The sequence below is a fragment of the Streptococcus oralis genome (genome assembly GCF_006175905.1).
Classification (GTDB): domain Bacteria; phylum Bacillota; class Bacilli; order Lactobacillales; family Streptococcaceae; genus Streptococcus; species Streptococcus oralis_BG.
The window spans coordinates 446843-464943 of record NZ_SSNB01000001.1 but is presented as its reverse complement, the minus strand read 5'-3'; the positions used below and the strand labels follow the sequence as shown (position 1 = coordinate 464943).

Here is an 18101-nt window from a genome sequence, read left to right as displayed (position 1 = left end):
ATCAGGTTTATTACCTGATTCTTTTTTATTTATATTCTCGATGGTTTACATGATACCGAAGAAACGAGCTGCAATACCTACTGCAAAGAGAGCAAGGATGATTGCGATTGGTGATACTTTTTTCTTAAGCAACCACATGCAAAGGAAAGTAAGGAGAAGTCCCATCAATCCTGGAATCAATGAGTTCAACTGACCTTGAAGAGTTTGTGGTTGAACGCTATCCAAGCTCAATCCGCTGAGTGCTTGACCAAGGATTCCCTTCAATTCTCCACCTGTTACAGCGCCTTCTGGGAAGTTGATATAAGCACCTTCTGCCAATTGTTTACCTGGAAGGTTCACAGTAAAGTTGATAGATACCCAACGTTGTACAAGAACGGCAAGGATGAACATACCAAGGATAGATGCTCCTTTGGTGATGTCTTTCAAGATACCACCAGACATGTCTTTAGTGATTTCAGATCCAGCTTTGTAACCGAACTCTTGTGTATACCATAGGAAGGCCATACGGATAGCATTCCATCCAAAGAAGAAGAGAAGGGGACCAACAATGTTACCAGATGCAGCAAGTGATGCACCAAGGGCTCCAAGGATAGGACGAACTGTAAACCAGAATACTGGGTCACCGATACCAGCAAGAGGTCCCATCATACCGATCTTAACCCCTTGGATAGCTGCGTCGTCGATTTCAACACCGTTAGCGCGCTCTTCTTCAAGTGCAAGAGTAACCCCCATGATAGGAGCAGCTACGTATGGGTGAGTGTTGAAGAACTCAAGGTGACGCTCAAGAGCAGCCGCTTGGTCTTCTTTTTTAGTGTACAATTTTTTGATAGCTGGGATTAAAGAGTAAGCCCAACCCAAGTTTTGCATACGTTCGTAGTTCCAAGAACCTTGAAGGAATTGTGAACGCCACCAAACTTTTTGACGATCTGATTTTGATAATTGAATTTTTTCAGCCATGATTGTTCCCCTTTCTAGTAGTCTTCTAGGATATCACCGATTGGGTCGTTAGAAGTCGCAGCTCCGCCGCCACCGTTTCCGCCTTGTTTTGTAAGGTTAAGGTAGATGAAGGCAAGGGCAACACCGATGACACCAAGGGCAATCAAAGTCAATTGAGAAATCGCAGCAAGTGCAAAACCGATTGCGAAGAATGGCCATACTTCACGAGTTGCCATCATGTTGATAACCATAGCGTAACCAACGGCAACGACCATAGCACCACCGACAGCTATACCACCATTCAACCAGTCTGGCATCAATTTAAGAGCATCTTGAACGGCAGAAGCTGGGATAGCGATAAGGAAGGCAGCAGGGATTGCAATACGAAGACCTTGAAGAAGAAGGGCGATAAAGTGAGCACGTTCAACAGCCGCAATATTTCCGTCTTTAGCAGCAGCATCAGCAGTGTGAACCAAACCAACTGAGATTGTACGAACAATCATAGTCAAGAAAAGTCCAGCTACGGCAAGAGGGATAGCTGTTGCTGTTGCAACGGCGATACCTTCAGTAGTAAAGTTACCACCTTTAATCAAGATGATTGCTGCGGCAACAGAGGCAAGAGCAGCGTCAGGAGCTACGGCAGCTCCGATGTTTGCCCAACCAAGGGCAATCATTTGAAGAGATCCACCAAGCATAACACCTGCTTCGAGGTTACCAGTTGCAAGTCCGATAAGGGTACATGCGACGATTGGTTGATGGAATTGGAATTGGTCGAGGATACCTTCAAGACCTGCAAGGAAGGCAACAACTACAACCAAGATAGCAGAAATGATTGAAATATCTGACATGGTTTTATTCCTTTTCTATTTAGTTTTAATAAAGTATTTAATCCTGTTTTCAAAAATGATAGAAACAGATTAAAATTATTGAACGTTTGCTTTCTTAATCAAGTCAAACAAATCTTTTTTCGTGTCGTTTGGTACTTTACGTACGTCAAATTCAACACCGAGATCACGCATTTTTTCAAAGGTTGCAACGTCTTCTTTGTCCATAGACAAAACGTTGTTAATCATTGTTTTACCTGTTGAGTGAGCCATAGAACCAACGTTAAGGGTCTTGATTGGTACGCCACCTTCGATAGCACGAAGTGCATCTTGTGGAGTTTCAAACAAGATAAGAGCATGAGTTTCGCCGAAACGTGGGTCTTTTGCAACGTCGATCAATTTTTGAATTGGGACAACGTTAGCTTTTACTCCGTTTGGAGCTGCTTGTTTGATCAATTCTTTACGCAATTCGTCGTTTGCAACGTTGTCTGAAGCAACGATGATACGGTCTGCTTTTGAATCAGGAGTCCAAGCAGTGGCAACCTGACCGTGAAGGAGACGAGTGTCTAGACGAGCAAGGTTGATTTTCAGTTTACCGTCACCGATAACTGTTCCTTCTGGAATAGCAGCTTGTGCAACTGGAGCAGCTGCAGCGGTTGCAACTTCCTCAACTGGGTTAAGCTCTTCTGGAAGAGCCTTGATGCCATCTTTGGCTTCTTTAATGATATTCGCAGCGACTTTATCCACACCTGCATTCGCGTCCATAAGGCGCTCTGTGTAGGCTTGGATCAACATCGGCAAGTTCAGTCCTGTGATGATGGCAAACTTACGTTCTGGATTTTCTCCCATTACGCGACTAGCTTGGTTGAATGGAGATCCACTCCAAAGGTCAGCCAATACTAGAACCTCATCTTCTGCGTCAAATGCAGCCACAGCGTTATTGAATTTAGCGTAAAGGTCATCTGGACCTTCATTTGGCATAAAGGTTACAACTTGAACCTTTTCTTGTTCACCAAAGATCATAGATCCTGACTGATGAATACCCGCAGCAAATTCGCCGTGGCTCGCAATAATGATTCCGATACTCATTATTGTCATTCCTCCTTATAAAATGTTTGACTGTATGTTTAAGAAAACTTTAAGCCTAACTTTAAGTATAAACCGTTTTCATATAAAAATCAACTACTTTTTCTAAAAAGATGTAAAAGTTTTCATAGAATGACTTTTTAAAAATATTAATATACCAATGCTTTTGAGAGATAAATGAAAATGGTAATAGAAAATTTAATATAAAAATACAGAAAATAAATCGCCATTATGAAAAAAAGAATGAAAACAAAAAGGAAAGATTGCAGAGGGTAATCTTCCCTTTTTATAGGAACAAATTTTGTAAAGCGTGGGCAACGCCATCTTCTTCGTTGGTCAGAGGAAGTTGTTCGTCTGCATATGGAAGAAGAGCAGGATTGGCGTTTTTCATAGCATATCCCTTGCCTGCAAATGCCAACATTTCAGTGTCATTATGCTCATCACCAAAGGCGATCAAGTCTTTTTTATCACGATTCATCACATTGAGCAAGTACTCTAGAGCAAAGGCCTTGTTTACCCCCTTGGGAGTACACTCGAGGATGTTGAGGGGCCCGCCCCAGGTATTGATAGCTAGTTGGTGCTGATAAAAACGATTCATCTCGTCCGCTAAAGCGTATTTGTCTTCAGCCCTTGTTTGCAAGAGGATGCAGTTGGGATCTTTGGTTACTCGTTCGGGCTTGAATTGATTTTCCGGCCGGAAGTTCTCTACGCCAAATAGTTTAGGATCCGCAATTTCTTCATTCGGAGTCGTGATATAGAATTTTTTTCGATATTCTCCTGCAATAAAATCAGCCTGGATGTCTTTCGTGCGCTTGACCATGTCTAGGAGGTATTTTTTGTCCAAGGTCAAGCACTTTTCATGCTCCCAAGCCTGTCCTGGTAGATGGGTAAGAGAACCATTAAAGTTAATCATGGGAGTATGCAATTCTAGCTCACGGTAGAAATCTTTTGCCATACGATACGGACGTCCCGTCGTGATGATGACATGGTGTCCTTTTTCTGAAATTTTTTTGATCGTCTCTTTGGTGAAATCGGAGAGCTTGCTTTCACTATTCAGCAGGGTTCCGTCCAAATCGACTGCGATAATTTTTTTAGTCATATAAACCTTCCTAGTCGTTTCCAGATAAGATGTCTTCTATTATATCAAAAAGAAGGAAGAAAAGCAGATAAGAACAAAAACTACAGTTACTTTGATTTATTAAATAAATCAAACAAACATATTGAAAAGGTGAATGATAAATGATATAATACTAATATCGTTCGTAAAAAACAAAAGGAGATTAAAAATGGACAAACTATTTAAACTAAAAGAGCACGGGACAGATGTCCGTACAGAGGTGCTTGCTGGTTTAACAACATTCTTTGCAATGAGTTATATTCTCTTTGTAAACCCTCAAATGCTTTCCCAAACGGGTATGCCTGTTCAAGGTGTGTTCTTGGCAACAATTATCGGTTCTGTAGTCGGTACTTTGATGATGGCTTTCTATGCTAATTTGCCATACGCACAAGCACCAGGTATGGGACTAAATGCCTTCTTCACATTTACAGTTGTATTTGGGATGGGCTATACTTGGAAAGAAGCTCTTGGTATGGTCTTCATTTGTGGAATTATTTCACTGATTATCACCTTAACAAATGTTCGTAAAATGATCATCGAATCTATTCCAACAACACTTCGTTCAGCTATTTCGGCTGGTATTGGTGTTTTCCTTGCCTATGTTGGAATTAAGAATGCTGGTCTCTTGAAATTCTCAATCGATCCAGGTACTTATACGGTAGCAGGTGAAGGAGCAGACAAGGCTCAAGCTGCACTTACTGCAAACTCAGCGGCTGTTCCAGGATTGGTAGACTTCAATACTCCAGCAGTATTGGTGGCTCTTGCAGGTCTGGCTATTACCATTTTCTTTGTAGTTAAAGGCATCAAAGGTGGAATTATTCTTTCTATTTTAACAACGACTGTCCTTGCCATTGCCGTTAAAGTTGTGAATTTGTCAGCGATTGACTTTGCTAGCAACAACCTTTCATCAGCGGTTAATGATCTAGGAACTTTGTTTGGTGCTGCTCTGGGTTCAGAAGGTTTAGGATCTTTGATTTCAAACACTTCACGTTTACCAGAAACCTTGATGGCTATTCTTGCCTTCTCACTAACGGATATTTTTGACACAATTGGTACTCTTATCGGTACTGGTGAAAAAGTTGGTATCGTTGCGACAAGCGGAGAAAACCATGAGTCCGCTAAATTGGACAAGGCTCTATACTCTGATTTGGTAGCAACTTCGGTAGGTGCCATTGCAGGTACTTCAAACGTTACGACCTATGTTGAGTCTGCGGCGGGTATCGGTGCTGGTGGACGTACTGGTTTGACAGCCCTAGTGGTTGCGATCTGTTTTGCTCTATCTAGCTTCTTTAGCCCACTTCTAGCGATTGTTCCGACAGCTGCAACAGCACCAATTTTGATCATCGTCGGAATCATGATGCTTTCTAACTTGAAAAATATCCCTTGGGATGATATGGCTGAAGCGGTTCCTGCCTTCTTCACATCTATCTTTATGGGATTCAGCTACTCTATCACACAAGGGATTGCTGTTGGTTTCTTGACATATACCTTGACAAAAGTTGTCAAAGGTCAAGCCAAGGATGTGCACGTAATGATTTGGATTTTGGATGCCTTGTTTATCCTTAACTATATCAGTATGGCGCTATAAATGGTATAATAGAAAAAGGGGAGTCTCCCCTTTTTAATTATAAGGAGGTACATCATGAAAGATAAGACGATTTGGCAAGAGGTTTTAAACAGAGGGAAATGGGTGATCATCCTTTTGGTAGCTTTTGTTCTATCTCAATTTCCCATAGGACTTGCTTTGTTTTTAGCAAACAAACAGTTTCCGATTTTACAGTCAGGGCTCTTAGTAGGTGCTCTATCCATAGTCGTTTTGATTGTATTCATTATTGGTGCACGAAAAACACAACTTGCTACTTTTAATCTATCCTTTTTTAAGGCAAAAGACTTGGCTCGCTTGGTACTGAGTTATCTGGTGATTTTTGCGACAAATCTCTTGGGTTCACTCCTGCTTCGACTAACAAATGAGGCAACAACCAATAACCAATCAATACTGAATGGTTTGGTTCAGAATAGTTCCTTGATTTCAACTTTCTTCCTGCTAGTCTTGATTGCGCCGATTTGTGAAGAAATTTTGTGTCGTGGGATTATTCCAAAAAAGATTTTCCGTGGAAAAGAAAAACTAGGCTTTATTGTTGGTGCAATCGTCTTTGCCTTGCTTCATATGCCAACCAATCTACCTTCTGTGATTATTTATGGAGGAATGTCAACTGTTTTGACTTGGACAGCCTATAAGACTGAGCGTTTGGAGATGTCCATTTTGCTTCATATGATTCTCAATGGTATTGCATTTTGTTTGTTGGCCTTATTGGTGTTGATTAGTAGAAATCTAGGTCTATCATTCTAAACCATTGGCCTACTTGGAAAAGATGAATACTAACGTGTCCATCTTTTTTCTTTTTATGGTAAAATAGAGGGATAATATGGTAGAGAACCTTAAGGGAGTAACCGTTATGTCCAATAAAGTCAACCGTGAAAAAACCGCTATTTGTGGAATTATCAATGTAACACCAGATTCTTTTTCGGATGGTGGGCAGTTTTTTGCTCTTGAGCAGGCGATCCAGCAAGCTCGTAAATTGATAGCAGAAGGAGCGATCATGCTAGATATCGGTGGAGAATCGACTCGGCCGGGTAGTAGCTATGTTGAGATCGAAGAGGAAATCCAGCGTGTTGTTCCAGTGATTAAAGCTATCCGTGAGGAAAGTGATGTTCTCATTTCTATCGATACATGGAAAAGTCAGGTGGCAGAGGCTGCCTTGAAAGCTGGTGCCAATCTGGTCAATGATATCACTGGTCTCATGGGAGATGAGAAAATGGCGGATGTGGTTGCTAAGGCTAGAGCGAAAGTGGTTATCATGTTTAATCCAGTTATGGCTCGACCTCAGCACCCTAGCTCGCTCATATTCCCTCATTTTGGCTTTGGACAAGCTTTTACAGAGGAAGAGTTAGCTGGCTTTGAAAAAATGCAAATCGAAGACCTGATGAAGGCTTTCTTTGAACGAGCTCTAGCGAGAGCGAATCAAGCTGGGATAGCAAGAGAAAATATTCTGCTGGATCCAGGAATTGGCTTTGGTCTGACCAAGAAGGAAAATCTGCTCCTTCTACGGGATCTAGATAAACTACACCAGCAAGGCTATCCAATCTTTCTTGGAGTTTCGCGTAAGCGATTTGTTATCAATATCCTGGAAGAAAATGGTTTTGAAGTTAATCCTGAAACGGAAGTCGGTTTTCGTAATCGAGACATAGCTTCGGCTCATGTAACTAGTATCGCTGCGAGACAGGGTGTCGAAGTAGTGCGTGTGCACGATGTAGCCAGTCACAGGATGGCGGTTGAAATTGCGTCAGCCATTCGTTTGGCAGATGATGCAGAAAATCTAGATTTAAAACAATATAAATAAGATGAACGAAATTCAAAACAATCAGTGGATTGCCCACTATCGGACGGACCAACCACATTTTGGTTTGGAGCGAATGGTAGAACTCCTAGCTTTACGTGGCAATCCCCATCTCAAACTCAAGGTTATCCATATCGGCGGAACAAATGGTAAAGGTTCGACCATTGCTTTTTTGAAAGAGATGCTGGAAAAGCTAGGCCTGAGAGTAGGGGTGTTCAGCTCGCCCTATCTCATTCATTATACAGATCAGATTAGCATCAATGGGGAATCTATCCCCGAGGCTAGGCTAGAAGCCCTCATGGCAGACTATCAGTCTTTGCTTGAGGGAGAATCGGCTGACAATTTGCAGGGACCAACCGAGTTTGAGATTATCACAGCTCTAGCTTATGATTACTTTGCCTTAGAGCAAGTAGATGTGGCTATCATGGAAGTCGGCATGGGTGGTCTTTTGGATAGTACTAATGTTTGTCAGCCAATTTTGACAGGGATTACGACCATTGGACTGGACCATGTAGCCCTACTTGGTGACACCTTGGAAGCCATAGCAGAGCAGAAGGCTGGTATTATCAAGCAAGGCATTCCCTTGGTGACAGGTCATATTGTTCCTGAAGCTTTGACTGTGATAGACTCTATTGCAAAAGCTAAAAATGCGCCTAGACTTGCCTATGGGAAAGATTACCAGGTCAGTCATCAAAAGAGTGTGGTGACGGGTGAAATCTTTGATTATACCAGTTCGGTCAGACAAGGTTGCTTTCAAACAGGCCTGCTTGGTTTACACCAGATAGAGAATGCGGGGATGGCCATAGCTTTACTTGATACTTTTTGTCAAGAAGATGGGCGGGAGTTGGCAAGTAATGACTTAATTGCTCAAGCTTTGAAAGAAACCAGATGGCCAGGGCGTTTGGAGGTCGTGTCTAGTGACCCCTTGCTGCTTTTGGATGGGGCCCATAATCCCCATGCTATCAAGGCTTTATTAGCAACCTTGCAAGAACGCTTTGCAGATTATCATAAGGAAATCCTCTTTACCTGCATCAAAACCAAGGCCTTGGAGGATATGCTGGATTTGCTAGAAACGGTGCCAGATAGTCAATTGACTTTAACCCATTTTGACGATAGTCGGGCGACGGATGAAAGCGTGCTGAAAGAGACAGCCAAGTCTAGAAATCTCAATTACCAAAGTTGGCAGGATTTTCTAGAGCAGAAATTGACAGATAAAAATGAAGAGAAACAAACAGTTAGGATTGTCACAGGTTCCTTGTATTTCTTGAGCCAAGTGAGAGCCTATCTGATGGAGAGGAAGAACGAGAATGGATACACAAAAGATTGAAACGGCTGTAAAAATGATTATCGAGGCTGTCGGTGAGGATGCTAACCGCGAGGGCTTGCAGGAAACACCTGCTCGTGTAGCCCGTATGTACCAAGAGATTTTTTCAGGTCTTGGTCAGACAGCGGAGGAACATCTATCAAAATCCTTTGAGATTATTGATGATAATATGGTTGTAGAAAAGGATATTTTTTTCCACACTATGTGTGAACACCACTTCTTGCCGTTTTATGGGAGAGCGCACATTGCCTACATTCCAGATGGCCGTGTGGCAGGCTTGTCCAAACTAGCACGTACGGTTGAAGTTTATTCTAAAAAACCACAGATTCAAGAACGGTTGAATATTGAAGTGGCTGATGCCTTGATGGACTATCTGGGGGCTAAGGGAGCCTTTGTTGTCATTGAGGCCGAGCATATGTGTATGAGCATGCGTGGTGTCAGAAAGCCAGGTACTGCGACTTTGACTACTGTAGCCCGTGGCGTATTTGAGACGGATAAAGACCTCCGAGACCAGGCTTATCGTTTAATGGGACTATAATACTCTTCTAAAATCAAATTCAAACCACGTCAGCTTCCATCTGCAACCTCAAAACAGTGTTTTGAGCAGCCTGCGGCTAGCTTCCTAGTTTGCACTTTGATTTTCATTGAGTATAAAAAGAATCCGCTTTAAGCGGATTTTTCTAGAAAGGACTAGTTATGGATCAGCTAAAGATTAAAGATTTGGAAATATTTGCTTATCATGGACTCTTTCCAAGTGAGAAGGAATTGGGGCAAAAGTTTGTTATTTCCGCACGCTTATCCTATGATATGACCAAGGCAGCGACTGAGTTAGATTTGTCTTCTTCTGTCCACTATGGAGAACTTTGCCAACAGTGGAAGACTTGGTTTCAGGAAAGCACTGAGGATTTGATTGAAACGGTAGCCTACAAACTAGTAGAGCGTACTTTTGAGACCTATCCTCTGATCCAAGAGATTGAACTGGAACTCAAAAAGCCTTGGGCTCCAGTCCACTTGCCACTTGATACCTGCTCGGTAACCATCCACCGTCGCAAGCAATGTGCCTTTATCGCCCTAGGAAGCAATATGGGGGACAAGCAAGCAAACTTGGAGCAAGCCATTGACAAACTGCGAGCTCGAGGTCTCCATATTCTCAAAGAGTCCAGTGTCTTGGCGACAGAGCCTTGGGGTGGTGTTGAGCAAGATAGCTTTGCCAATCAGGTGATTGAAGTAGAAACCTGGCTACCAGCACCAGTCTTGTTAGAAACATTATTAGCTATCGAGTCAGAAATGGGACGGGTTCGAGAGGTGCATTGGGGGCCACGTTTTATTGATTTGGACCTGCTTTTTGTAGAAGACCAAGTCATCTATACAGACGACCTCATCTTACCTCATCCTTATATAGCAGAACGCCTCTTTGTCCTTGAACCGTTAGTGGAAATAGCTCCCCATTTTATCCATCCAATCTTAAAACAACCAATTCGATACTTGGTTGACCAGTTGGAGCAAGGAAATGCCTAAGCTTTCCGATACCTATAGCAAGTGGAAGAGTATCGGGGAGGGACTACTTGCTATTGTTTTAGGGCTTCTCTTGATTCGTTTTGGACAAGTTATTCCGCGAATGGGGTACCAGTTGCTGATGGGCTACTTTTCCTTGTCAGCAGTTTGGCACTTGTTGACTCGCTGGTTTCAAGATAAAAAACGTCGGGAAAACATCTTTGTAACCTTGGGCAAGCTGGTGGTTGCGGCTCTCGTATTTGACTCTATCATCTTGCAAGACCTTGCCCTCTATCTCCTGGTTTTTATCATTGCGAGCTACCAGCTGTTTACGGGCATCATTAGTCTTGTGACTTGGTCTCTCTATCGAAAAAATGCCATTCATCCTCGGCTCCATCATCTCTTCGATGCTGTATGGATGATAGGCTTCGGTCTTTATAGCATCACTCCTTTTCACGATGCAGCGAATTTTGAATTGCTCTTGCTTGGGTTTTACTTGCTCATGCTAGGGGCTAGTAGTCTTCGGGACGGTTTCTTTTTTGAAAAGATAGAAAACAATCCCAAGCTGAAGCGGCATATGCGAATGACCCTGCCTATCTTTGTGACGGCTCTGATTCCTATCAGCACCTTGCGAAAACTAAATGAGTGGCTGGCAAATCATGAAAGCCAAGAAGGGGAAGTTCATTCGGAAAGAAAAAACGACCAGACGGTTGATCTGGAAATTTTTATCCATGCCTCAGAAACCTCCTTCTTCCTCGCCATGGGACATGTGGATATTTGTTATCAAGGGCAGGTTATTTCCTATGGTTCCTATGATCCCCACTCGGAGCGTTTATTCGGTATGGTTGGAGACGGTGTTTTGTTTAAGGCCAATCGGGAAAAATACATCGAACTCTGCAAGAGGGAAAGTCAGAAGACCTTGTTTGCTTATGGTCTGAGTTTGACGGACCAACAGAAAGCAGCTATCCAAGCGCGTTTAGCGGAGATAGAAGACCTGTTAATTCCTTGGGAACCAAGCTCGCAGTTGATGAAAAGAAGAGAGGGAGAGGTAAAGCATACCTACTCCTACCAACTAAAAGAGGAAGCAGATGCGACCCTCTATAAATTCAGCTCATCCGAGTTTAAGACCTACTTTGTTCTCAGTACCAATTGTGTCTTGCTGGCAGACTCTATCGTAGGAAGAGCTGGGACTGATATATTGAGTCCCCAAGGTTTCATTGTGCCAGGGACTTATCAGGATTATCTTGACTTAGAGTATACAAAACCAAACGGTCTAGTTGTCAGTCGCTCCATTTATTAGAAAAAGAAAACTCTAGTTCCTCAGCAGTTTGCGCCGAGAAGCTAGAGTTTTTAAAATAGGTCATTTTCTTCTGGAAGGAGGATGGTTTCTCTGCCGTCTAGGTCTAAAACAAGGACCCTAGGAGGGTAAAGCGGATCGAAAGGATGATTGAAATCAAAATCGATGCTAGTCGGAAGGTGCTGGCTAGAAAAATGGAAGGTGATGGTCCCCTTATTGTTGAGCAGTTGAAACTCAAGTTCTTCTTCTAATTCAAAGACATTTTTCAGGAAATGATCGATAATATACCATAAAGAGTCAATGACATCGTCAGGCAGGCTGGTCACGACACCAAAACTAGCGGAACGTCTCTGTGTATTTGTAAAAGCCATGTTTTCCTCCCCCTTTTATTTTCCTTATCATACAGCAAAATGTCTTAAAAATCAAGAAATCCTACTCGCTTTTTCAAAATAGGAATAAACTGTGAAATTTTTTCAAAGTTTCTCTAAAAAATACTTGAAAGTGTTTACAATAAGTGATAAAATGGAGTAAGTAGATGCGTGAAAGCGAAATTTTCATTATAGAAAGGAAACGGAATGAACACAGATGATACAGTAACGATTTATGACGTCGCCCGTGAAGCAGGGGTTTCAATGGCAACAGTTAGCCGTGTCGTTAATGGCAACAAGAATGTTAAAGAGAACACTCGAAAAAAAGTCCTAGAAGTGATTGATCGCTTGGACTATCGTCCAAATGCGGTAGCACGTGGTTTGGCTAGCAAGAAAACAACGACAGTCGGAGTTGTGATTCCTAACATTACCAATGGTTATTTCTCAACACTTGCTAAGGGGATTGACGACATTGCTGAAATGTACAAGTATAACATTGTCCTTGCAAATAGTGATGAGGATGATGAAAAGGAAGTTTCAGTGGTTAACACTCTCTTTTCAAAACAAGTCGATGGGATTATCTTTATGGGCTATCACTTGACTGAAAAGATTCGTTCAGAGTTTTCTCGTTCACGGACACCGGTTGTTCTTGCTGGTACTGTAGATGTAGAACACCAACTTCCAAGTGTGAATATCGACTACAAACAAGCAACGATTGATGCTGTAAGCTACCTTCTCAAAGAAAACGAAAAAATTGCTTTTGTGAGTGGACCACTTGTCGATGATATCAATGGCAAGGTTCGTTTGATCGGTTATAAGGAAGCCTTGAAAAAAGCTGGACATTCTTATAGCGAGGGCTTGGTCTTCGAATCAAAATACAGCTATGACGATGGTTATGCCTTGGCAGAACGCTTGATTTCATCACAAGCTACAGCCGCAGTTGTAACAGGTGATGAATTGGCTGCGGGTGTCCTAAATGGTTTGGCTGACCATGGTGTATCTGTGCCGGAAGAGTTTGAAATCATCACGACAGATGACTCTCAGATTGCACGATTCACTCGTCCAAACTTGACGACTATTGCCCAACCTCTTTATGACTTAGGTGCTATCAGCATGCGTATGTTGACTAAGATTATGCATAAGGAAGAGTTGGAAGAACGTGAAGTTCTCTTACCTCATGGTTTGACAGAACGCCGCTCTACACGAAAACGTAAATAGTAAAAATAGGAAATCGTGAAGATTTCCTATTTTTGCGTTCTAGAGAAGAGGTTTATCCTTCCATATAGTCTTTCAAAGCCTGGCCTTCTAATCCAGCGTTAAGGGCAATTAATAATTTGAGGCGCGCTTTTTGAGCGTTGAGTTCTTTGACAAAGAAAACACCAGCTTGTTGCAACTGTACCCCTCCACCTTGGTAGGCGTAGACAGGTTCAGCAATACCATTAAAACAACGTGAGACCAAGGCGACTGGAATCCCTTTTTGCAGGAGATTTTCCAACTTTTGAGCTGTTTCTTTGGGAACATTGCCTGCTCCAAAGGCCTGAATAACTAAGCCATCCAGCTGTTCCAAGTCTAACATATCAATCAGCTCGTCTGTCATACCGGCATAGGCTGAGATGATGGGAACTAGACCTTGAATATGTTCGAGATCAAACCGGACACGAGGTTCAGCTGTTTTGAAGTAGAGGATTTCTTGCTTCATGATAAGGCCAAGTGGTCCATGTGTTGGGGTTTGAAAGGTGCTGACATTGGTCGTATGAGTTTTGGTAACATACTTGGCTGCGTGGATCTCATCGTTCATGACGACCAGCACACCCTTGTCGGCTGCTTTATCATCACTGGCAACTCGTAAAGCGCTCAGATAGTTATAAACACCATCGCTACCAAGTTCGTTTGAACTACGCATGGCACCTGTTAGAACGATGGGGATGGGCGGAATTTTCATGGTATCAAGGAAGTAAGCTGTTTCTTCTAAGGTATCTGTACCATGTGTGATGACAACTCCATCGTAGTTATCAGCTTCCTCTTTAATCTTATGATAGAGTGCAAGCATATGCTTGGGTTTGATATGAGGGCTTGGCAGATTAAAAAAGTCTAGGGCATGAACCTCAATCCCTTCAAGCGGATTGGAAACATGGTTCATGGGATTTTCCTGGCTAGTTACAACGGCACCAGTGGCGTCTGCTTGCATGGAAATAGTCCCACCTGTATGTAAAACAAGGATTTTCTTAGGCATGATTTAGTCACTCTTTCTGAAATGTGGTATAATCATTGTAACACAAAAGGGGAGAATGGGACAGGATGGAAGTCAAGGCTGTTTTTTTTGATATCGATGGAACGCTAGTCAACGATCGCAAGAGTGTTTTGAAATCCACTAAGGACGCGATTAAGATTGTCAAAGAGCAAGGAGTGCTTGTTGGAGTAGCGACAGGACGAGGGCCGTTTTTTGTCAAGGAATTGATGGAAGACTTGGACCTAGACTTTGCGGTGACCTACAATGGCCAATACATTTTTAATAAAGAAAAGGTGCTCTTTGCAAGTCCGATTGCTAAGTCAAGCCTGCGTCAACTGATTGCTTACGCTAAAAAGGAGCGTAAAGAAATCGCTCTTGGAACCGAGCATGCCGTTGTTGGTTCGAAGATTATGTCATTTGGTCTCGGCTCCTTTTCACAACTGGTTAGTCGTTTTATTCCGACTGTGCTGACAAGAACCGTTAGCCGTTCCTTTAATCGAATGGTTAGCAAGGCAGTTCCTCAAAAGGAAGACGACCTGCTTAACTTGATTAATCAACCCATTTATCAAGTTTTGATGCTGATGACGCCAGAGGAATCTGAGAAGGCAGCAGCTGATTTTGAAGATTTGAAATTAACTCGAAGCAATCCTTTTGCAGCAGATATCATTAACCAAGGAAATTCCAAATTAGAAGGCATTCGCCGAGTCGGGAAAGAATATGGCTTTGATCTCAATCAAGTCATGGCCTTTGGTGATTCAGACAACGATCTGGAAATGTTGGCAGGCGTCGGTATGTCGGTCGCTATGGGAAATGGCAGTAGCAGTGTCAAAGAAGTTGCCAAGCATATTACGGCAAGTAATCAACAAGATGGTATCCACAAGGCGCTCGAGCACTTTGGTGTTTTGGCTTCAGAAAAAGTGTTTGTCAGTCGAGACTACCACTTTAATAAGGTCAAAACCTTCCACCACATGATGGATGAACGAACTCAAGAAGAGCCACAGGCATGGGATGCTGAAGGTGCAACCCACCGCGCAGACTTTAAAATTGAAGAATTAGTAGAGTTTGTTCGTGCAGCAAGTTCTTCGGAGGAAGAATTTCAAAACTCCCTTGCAAGCATGCATGGGGCACTTGATAAGGCAGCAGAGAAAGTGGCGAAAAAGACACCTGCTAAGCAAAACTTGGTCGGTCAAGTGGATGCTTTGATTGATACATTGTATTTCACATACGGCAGTTTTGTTTTGATGGGAGTGGATCCAGAACGCATTTTTGATATTGTCCACGAAGCAAATATGGGGAAGGTTTTCCCTGATGGGAAAGCTCATTTTGACCCAGTTACACACAAGATTTTAAAACCAGATGACTGGGAAGAAAAATATGCTCCAGAACCTGCCATCCGACAGGAACTACAACGTCAGTTTAAAGCTTATGAGCGACATAAAGAAAGAAAAAATAAAAAATAAGAGAAAATTCTTTTCCCTGGATGAAAAATTCGGGGATTTTTGAGCTGAAAAACCGAACAATTTTATATATATCACTAATTATTGTTAGCATATTTATACTAAAAAAGAAATGAAAAATAGTGAAAATAAAGCAACAGGAAATTACATTGCTTACAAAGAATAGTTAAAAAGCTAGATATATTGCTAATATATCTAGCTTTTCTTTTGAAAGAATATCAAAAAAAAGACGAGTCAAATTATTTGATATTTGAAAGTTGATATGTTAGAATAAATTAAGAAAGCGAATAAATATAAAAATCCTCATGCTGCTATAATATGCTCTTTTTAAAGACAGAAAGTCAACTTGTTTATTTCAGGCCTGTTAACAAGTTGATGTGAGGAATTCACCCTAGCTTTGAGGTTTAGTTATAAAATTGTGCACAATTGCTTTCCAAATTTTTATTATTTTAATTTTCAAGTTTAGAAATTAAAGAATTAAGAGGTTGAAATGAAGAAAAAATATACCTATTTGACAGCTTCTGTTTTAACAGCTGTAACAATGCTTCCAACTTTTGCACCAAGTGAAGCTCACGCTGCTTACAATTGGAATGGAAATAATAGTTACTATACAAGAACTAGCCACCGTTCAAGCAATCGTACTTCTAACCGTACTACTGCAAATCGTAGTCGCACATCAAACTATACTGTAAGAAGTTATGGCTACAACAGTTATTACCCAAGCTATAACTATGGCTACAATAGCTACTACCCAAGCTATAACTATGGATATGGTAGCTATTACCCAAGTTACAACTACGGTTACAATAATTGGAATAACTACTATGGCTATGACAACAGTAGCAACTACTATGGTTATAACTATTGGAATAATTACAACAACCTTGCTAGCGATGAAAACTATATTTACTGGAATGGCAATCACTACTACCGTATGAACGATGGTAGCTACCGTATTTATCGTAACGGTCAGTGGAAACCTTTGACAAACAATAGTAATAATAACTCATCTACTAACAACTTGGAAAACGATCCGCACTATCGTTACGAAAATGGGTACCATTACTATGTATTGGACAATGGTGATTATTACTACTACCAAAATGGTAAGTGGGTATTGGTGAAAGATTCTGCTGATACAACAACTCCAGAACAACCGGCAACACCGGCTGAACCAAAACCAGAACAACCAACAACTCCGGTTGAACCAGCACAACCAAGTCAACCTGAAGTTCCTGCTCCAACACCAGCAGAACCAGAGACTCCAACACCAGCTCCTAGTGATAAACCTGAAGAGCCAACAACACCAGCTGAGCCACAACCAGCACAACCAGCAACTCCAAGTGTTGACCTACCAGAAAACCCACCAATTAATGGAGCTGATAGTGAATTTGATCCATTCAAACCATCTACAGAAACGCCAGCGGAACCAAAACCAGCAACACCAGCAACTCCAGCTATCCCAACAACACCAGGTTTGGTAACAACTGATGAACCAAGTGAAAACCAAATCCCTGATTATGTTGAAAAACCAGCTGAAGGATTGGAACACTTGGCTTGGGCACCAAATGGACAAACTCCAAAATTGGTTTACCCACCAGGTAAACCAGGTGATGCAGTCCTCAAAAATGATAAAAACTACTACTTCGACGGTAGTGCACATTACTACTATGTATCATCTAACTCAGAGCGTACAGGTTACTCAGCATACTGGAAGTGGCTTGGAGGAAAATGGAAACTTCAAGGGATGACTGATCCAAACGATCCAGCTCGTGATCCAAAACTTCACGAAAATACTGCTGATGACGAGTACATGTACAGTGACAAGAACTCAAGCGTGAAACTTTACTCAACTAACTTGGTAACGACTGCTAAAGCAGGTCAAGCATTGCCATTCAAGAATGTTGAAGAGTTCAAGAACTACGTTATCGAAAAGATGAATCCTAAGTTCCTTGATAACGCAGGATGGGATGCCAAAGTTGAATGGGAAATCGAAGATCCAGAAATCTTTGAAAAAACCAAAGAAAACCCATATGCTAAGGATTATGTCTTGATTGCAAATCTTAAGAGTGGTGTTGAGGATAAGAAATACAGTGATGTAGAATTTGGTTATGTTAAGTTTGTTTACCGTGTTGAAGCAACAAACGATACAAACTATGACTATGTTTCAAAAGCTAAAGAAGCTTTCGCTAAAATCAATGAAGAGCGTAAAGCTCAAGGCTTGAAAGAGTTGACATGGTCAGAAGACATTTATCAAAATCAAGCACTTCCAAAAGTAAATGAAATCTCACGTCAATACGATAGCTCAGGCTTTGTTGGACGTCGTGATGAAGATGCAGCTGTTGTCGTTAAGAAATGGGCAAACAGTGGTTTGAGAGACTTGCTTCTCGATCCAAATGTCACTGAAGGAGCTGTAGCAGCAGTAGTTGATGGAAACGGTGTATACTACTGGGCATACAGTTACAAATAATTCAATCTTTTTAGATTGACTACTTTCTAAATAAGATAGAGGCTTTAAACAATTGTTTAAAGCCTTTTTGTGACCCAATCAGGACAAACAAAAAGGAGCT

Annotated in this window: 16 protein-coding genes; 10 read left to right on the top strand and 6 right to left on the bottom strand. The window is 41.8% G+C overall.

Annotated features, from left to right (window positions below; genetic code table 11):
• Nucleotides 1–45: 45 nt before the first annotated feature.
• From E7Y33_RS02215 to E7Y33_RS02200, 4 genes are all read right to left on the bottom strand, one after another.
• Complete coding sequence (locus tag E7Y33_RS02215; RefSeq protein ID WP_000818316.1) at nucleotides 46–957, bottom strand: PTS system mannose/fructose/sorbose family transporter subunit IID; 912 nt, start codon at nucleotides 955–957, stop codon at nucleotides 46–48.
• 14 nt (nucleotides 958–971) lie between these two features.
• Nucleotides 972–1784 (bottom strand): PTS mannose/fructose/sorbose transporter subunit IIC, encoded by an 813-nt coding sequence (locus E7Y33_RS02210; RefSeq protein WP_139689535.1) that lies wholly within the window; start codon nucleotides 1782–1784, stop codon nucleotides 972–974.
• A gap of 75 nt (nucleotides 1785–1859) precedes the next feature.
• The gene (locus E7Y33_RS02205) at nucleotides 1860–2849 is read right to left on the bottom strand and encodes a PTS sugar transporter subunit IIB (RefSeq protein ID WP_000021983.1); all 990 of its coding nucleotides are present in this window, start codon (nucleotides 2847–2849) and stop codon (nucleotides 1860–1862) included.
• 283 nt (nucleotides 2850–3132) lie between these two features.
• Entirely contained in the window at nucleotides 3133–3945 is an 813-nt protein-coding gene (locus E7Y33_RS02200) for a Cof-type HAD-IIB family hydrolase (RefSeq protein ID WP_139689534.1), read from the bottom strand.
• 187 nt (nucleotides 3946–4132) lie between these two features.
• On the opposite strand from E7Y33_RS02200, the gene E7Y33_RS02195 reads away from it, so the two are divergent.
• The 7 genes from E7Y33_RS02195 to E7Y33_RS02165 all read left to right on the top strand — a co-directional run bounded on the left by E7Y33_RS02195 (nucleotide 4133) and on the right by E7Y33_RS02165 (nucleotide 11479).
• Nucleotides 4133–5551 (top strand): NCS2 family permease, encoded by a 1419-nt coding sequence (locus tag E7Y33_RS02195; protein ID WP_139689533.1) that lies wholly within the window; start codon nucleotides 4133–4135, stop codon nucleotides 5549–5551.
• 54 nt (nucleotides 5552–5605) lie between these two features.
• A complete protein-coding gene (locus E7Y33_RS02190) occupies nucleotides 5606–6313 on the top strand; it encodes a CPBP family intramembrane glutamic endopeptidase (protein WP_139689532.1) in 708 nt (235 codons plus the stop codon).
• Between the two features lie 76 nt (nucleotides 6314–6389).
• Entirely contained in the window at nucleotides 6390–7364 is a 975-nt protein-coding gene (gene folP, locus E7Y33_RS02185; RefSeq protein WP_161976022.1) for a dihydropteroate synthase, read from the top strand.
• Between the two features lies 1 nt (nucleotide 7365).
• Entirely contained in the window at nucleotides 7366–8688 is a 1323-nt protein-coding gene (locus E7Y33_RS02180; RefSeq protein WP_139689531.1) for a bifunctional folylpolyglutamate synthase/dihydrofolate synthase, read from the top strand.
• Nucleotides 8669–9223: a GTP cyclohydrolase I FolE gene (gene folE / locus E7Y33_RS02175; protein WP_000380933.1), complete on the top strand. Its 555-nt coding sequence runs from the start codon at nucleotides 8669–8671 to the stop codon at nucleotides 9221–9223. Before E7Y33_RS02180 ends, folE begins: the two co-directional genes overlap by 20 nt.
• A gap of 158 nt (nucleotides 9224–9381) precedes the next feature.
• A complete protein-coding gene (folK, locus tag E7Y33_RS02170) occupies nucleotides 9382–10203 on the top strand; it encodes a 2-amino-4-hydroxy-6-hydroxymethyldihydropteridine diphosphokinase (protein WP_139689530.1) in 822 nt (273 codons plus the stop codon).
• Nucleotides 10196–11479, top strand: a complete 1284-nt coding sequence (locus tag E7Y33_RS02165) for a DUF308 domain-containing protein (protein WP_139689529.1) — start codon at nucleotides 10196–10198, stop codon at nucleotides 11477–11479. Before folK ends, E7Y33_RS02165 begins: the two co-directional genes overlap by 8 nt.
• Before the next feature lie 50 nt (nucleotides 11480–11529).
• Here the strand turns inward: E7Y33_RS02165 and E7Y33_RS02160 are convergent, their stop codons facing one another.
• A complete protein-coding gene (locus E7Y33_RS02160) occupies nucleotides 11530–11847 on the bottom strand; it encodes a DUF960 domain-containing protein (RefSeq protein WP_000886045.1) in 318 nt (105 codons plus the stop codon).
• A gap of 204 nt (nucleotides 11848–12051) precedes the next feature.
• Between E7Y33_RS02160 and ccpA the strand changes: the two genes are divergently transcribed.
• The gene (gene ccpA, locus E7Y33_RS02155; RefSeq protein WP_001090635.1) at nucleotides 12052–13062 is read left to right on the top strand and encodes a catabolite control protein A; all 1011 of its coding nucleotides are present in this window, start codon (nucleotides 12052–12054) and stop codon (nucleotides 13060–13062) included.
• Nucleotides 13063–13114: 52 nt separating this feature from the next.
• Here the strand turns inward: ccpA and E7Y33_RS02150 are convergent, their stop codons facing one another.
• Entirely contained in the window at nucleotides 13115–14077 is a 963-nt protein-coding gene (locus E7Y33_RS02150) for an asparaginase (protein ID WP_139689528.1), read from the bottom strand.
• Nucleotides 14078–14142: 65 nt separating this feature from the next.
• On the opposite strand from E7Y33_RS02150, the gene E7Y33_RS02145 reads away from it, so the two are divergent.
• The gene (locus E7Y33_RS02145; RefSeq protein WP_139689527.1) at nucleotides 14143–15534 is read left to right on the top strand and encodes a Cof-type HAD-IIB family hydrolase; all 1392 of its coding nucleotides are present in this window, start codon (nucleotides 14143–14145) and stop codon (nucleotides 15532–15534) included.
• A 487-nt stretch (nucleotides 15535–16021) separates the two neighbouring features.
• Nucleotides 16022–18001, top strand: a complete 1980-nt coding sequence (locus E7Y33_RS02140; protein ID WP_139689526.1) for a CAP domain-containing protein — start codon at nucleotides 16022–16024, stop codon at nucleotides 17999–18001.
• The last annotated feature ends 100 nt before the right edge of the window (nucleotides 18002–18101 follow it).

What these genes read in the sequence shown, in the direction of transcription:
- E7Y33_RS02215 (WP_000818316.1), bottom strand. Translation starts at nt 957, where the DNA reads ATGGCTGAAAAAATTCAATTATCAAAATCAGATCGTCAAAAAGTTTGG.
- E7Y33_RS02210 (WP_139689535.1), bottom strand. Translation starts at nt 1,784, where the DNA reads ATGTCAGATATTTCAATCATTTCTGCTATCTTGGTTGTAGTTGTTGCC.
- E7Y33_RS02205 (WP_000021983.1), bottom strand. Translation starts at nt 2,849, where the DNA reads ATGAGTATCGGAATCATTATTGCGAGCCACGGCGAATTTGCTGCGGGT.
- E7Y33_RS02200 (WP_139689534.1), bottom strand. Translation starts at nt 3,945, where the DNA reads ATGACTAAAAAAATTATCGCAGTCGATTTGGACGGAACCCTGCTGAAT.
- E7Y33_RS02195 (WP_139689533.1), top strand. Translation starts at nt 4,133, where the DNA reads ATGGACAAACTATTTAAACTAAAAGAGCACGGGACAGATGTCCGTACA.
- E7Y33_RS02190 (WP_139689532.1), top strand. Translation starts at nt 5,606, where the DNA reads ATGAAAGATAAGACGATTTGGCAAGAGGTTTTAAACAGAGGGAAATGG.
- folP (WP_161976022.1), top strand. Translation starts at nt 6,390, where the DNA reads ATGGTAGAGAACCTTAAGGGAGTAACCGTTATGTCCAATAAAGTCAAC.
- E7Y33_RS02180 (WP_139689531.1), top strand. Translation starts at nt 7,366, where the DNA reads ATGAACGAAATTCAAAACAATCAGTGGATTGCCCACTATCGGACGGAC.
- folE (WP_000380933.1), top strand. Translation starts at nt 8,669, where the DNA reads ATGGATACACAAAAGATTGAAACGGCTGTAAAAATGATTATCGAGGCT.
- folK (WP_139689530.1), top strand. Translation starts at nt 9,382, where the DNA reads ATGGATCAGCTAAAGATTAAAGATTTGGAAATATTTGCTTATCATGGA.
- E7Y33_RS02165 (WP_139689529.1), top strand. Translation starts at nt 10,196, where the DNA reads ATGCCTAAGCTTTCCGATACCTATAGCAAGTGGAAGAGTATCGGGGAG.
- E7Y33_RS02160 (WP_000886045.1), bottom strand. Translation starts at nt 11,847, where the DNA reads ATGGCTTTTACAAATACACAGAGACGTTCCGCTAGTTTTGGTGTCGTG.
- ccpA (WP_001090635.1), top strand. Translation starts at nt 12,052, where the DNA reads ATGAACACAGATGATACAGTAACGATTTATGACGTCGCCCGTGAAGCA.
- E7Y33_RS02150 (WP_139689528.1), bottom strand. Translation starts at nt 14,077, where the DNA reads ATGCCTAAGAAAATCCTTGTTTTACATACAGGTGGGACTATTTCCATG.
- E7Y33_RS02145 (WP_139689527.1), top strand. Translation starts at nt 14,143, where the DNA reads ATGGAAGTCAAGGCTGTTTTTTTTGATATCGATGGAACGCTAGTCAAC.
- E7Y33_RS02140 (WP_139689526.1), top strand. Translation starts at nt 16,022, where the DNA reads ATGAAGAAAAAATATACCTATTTGACAGCTTCTGTTTTAACAGCTGTA.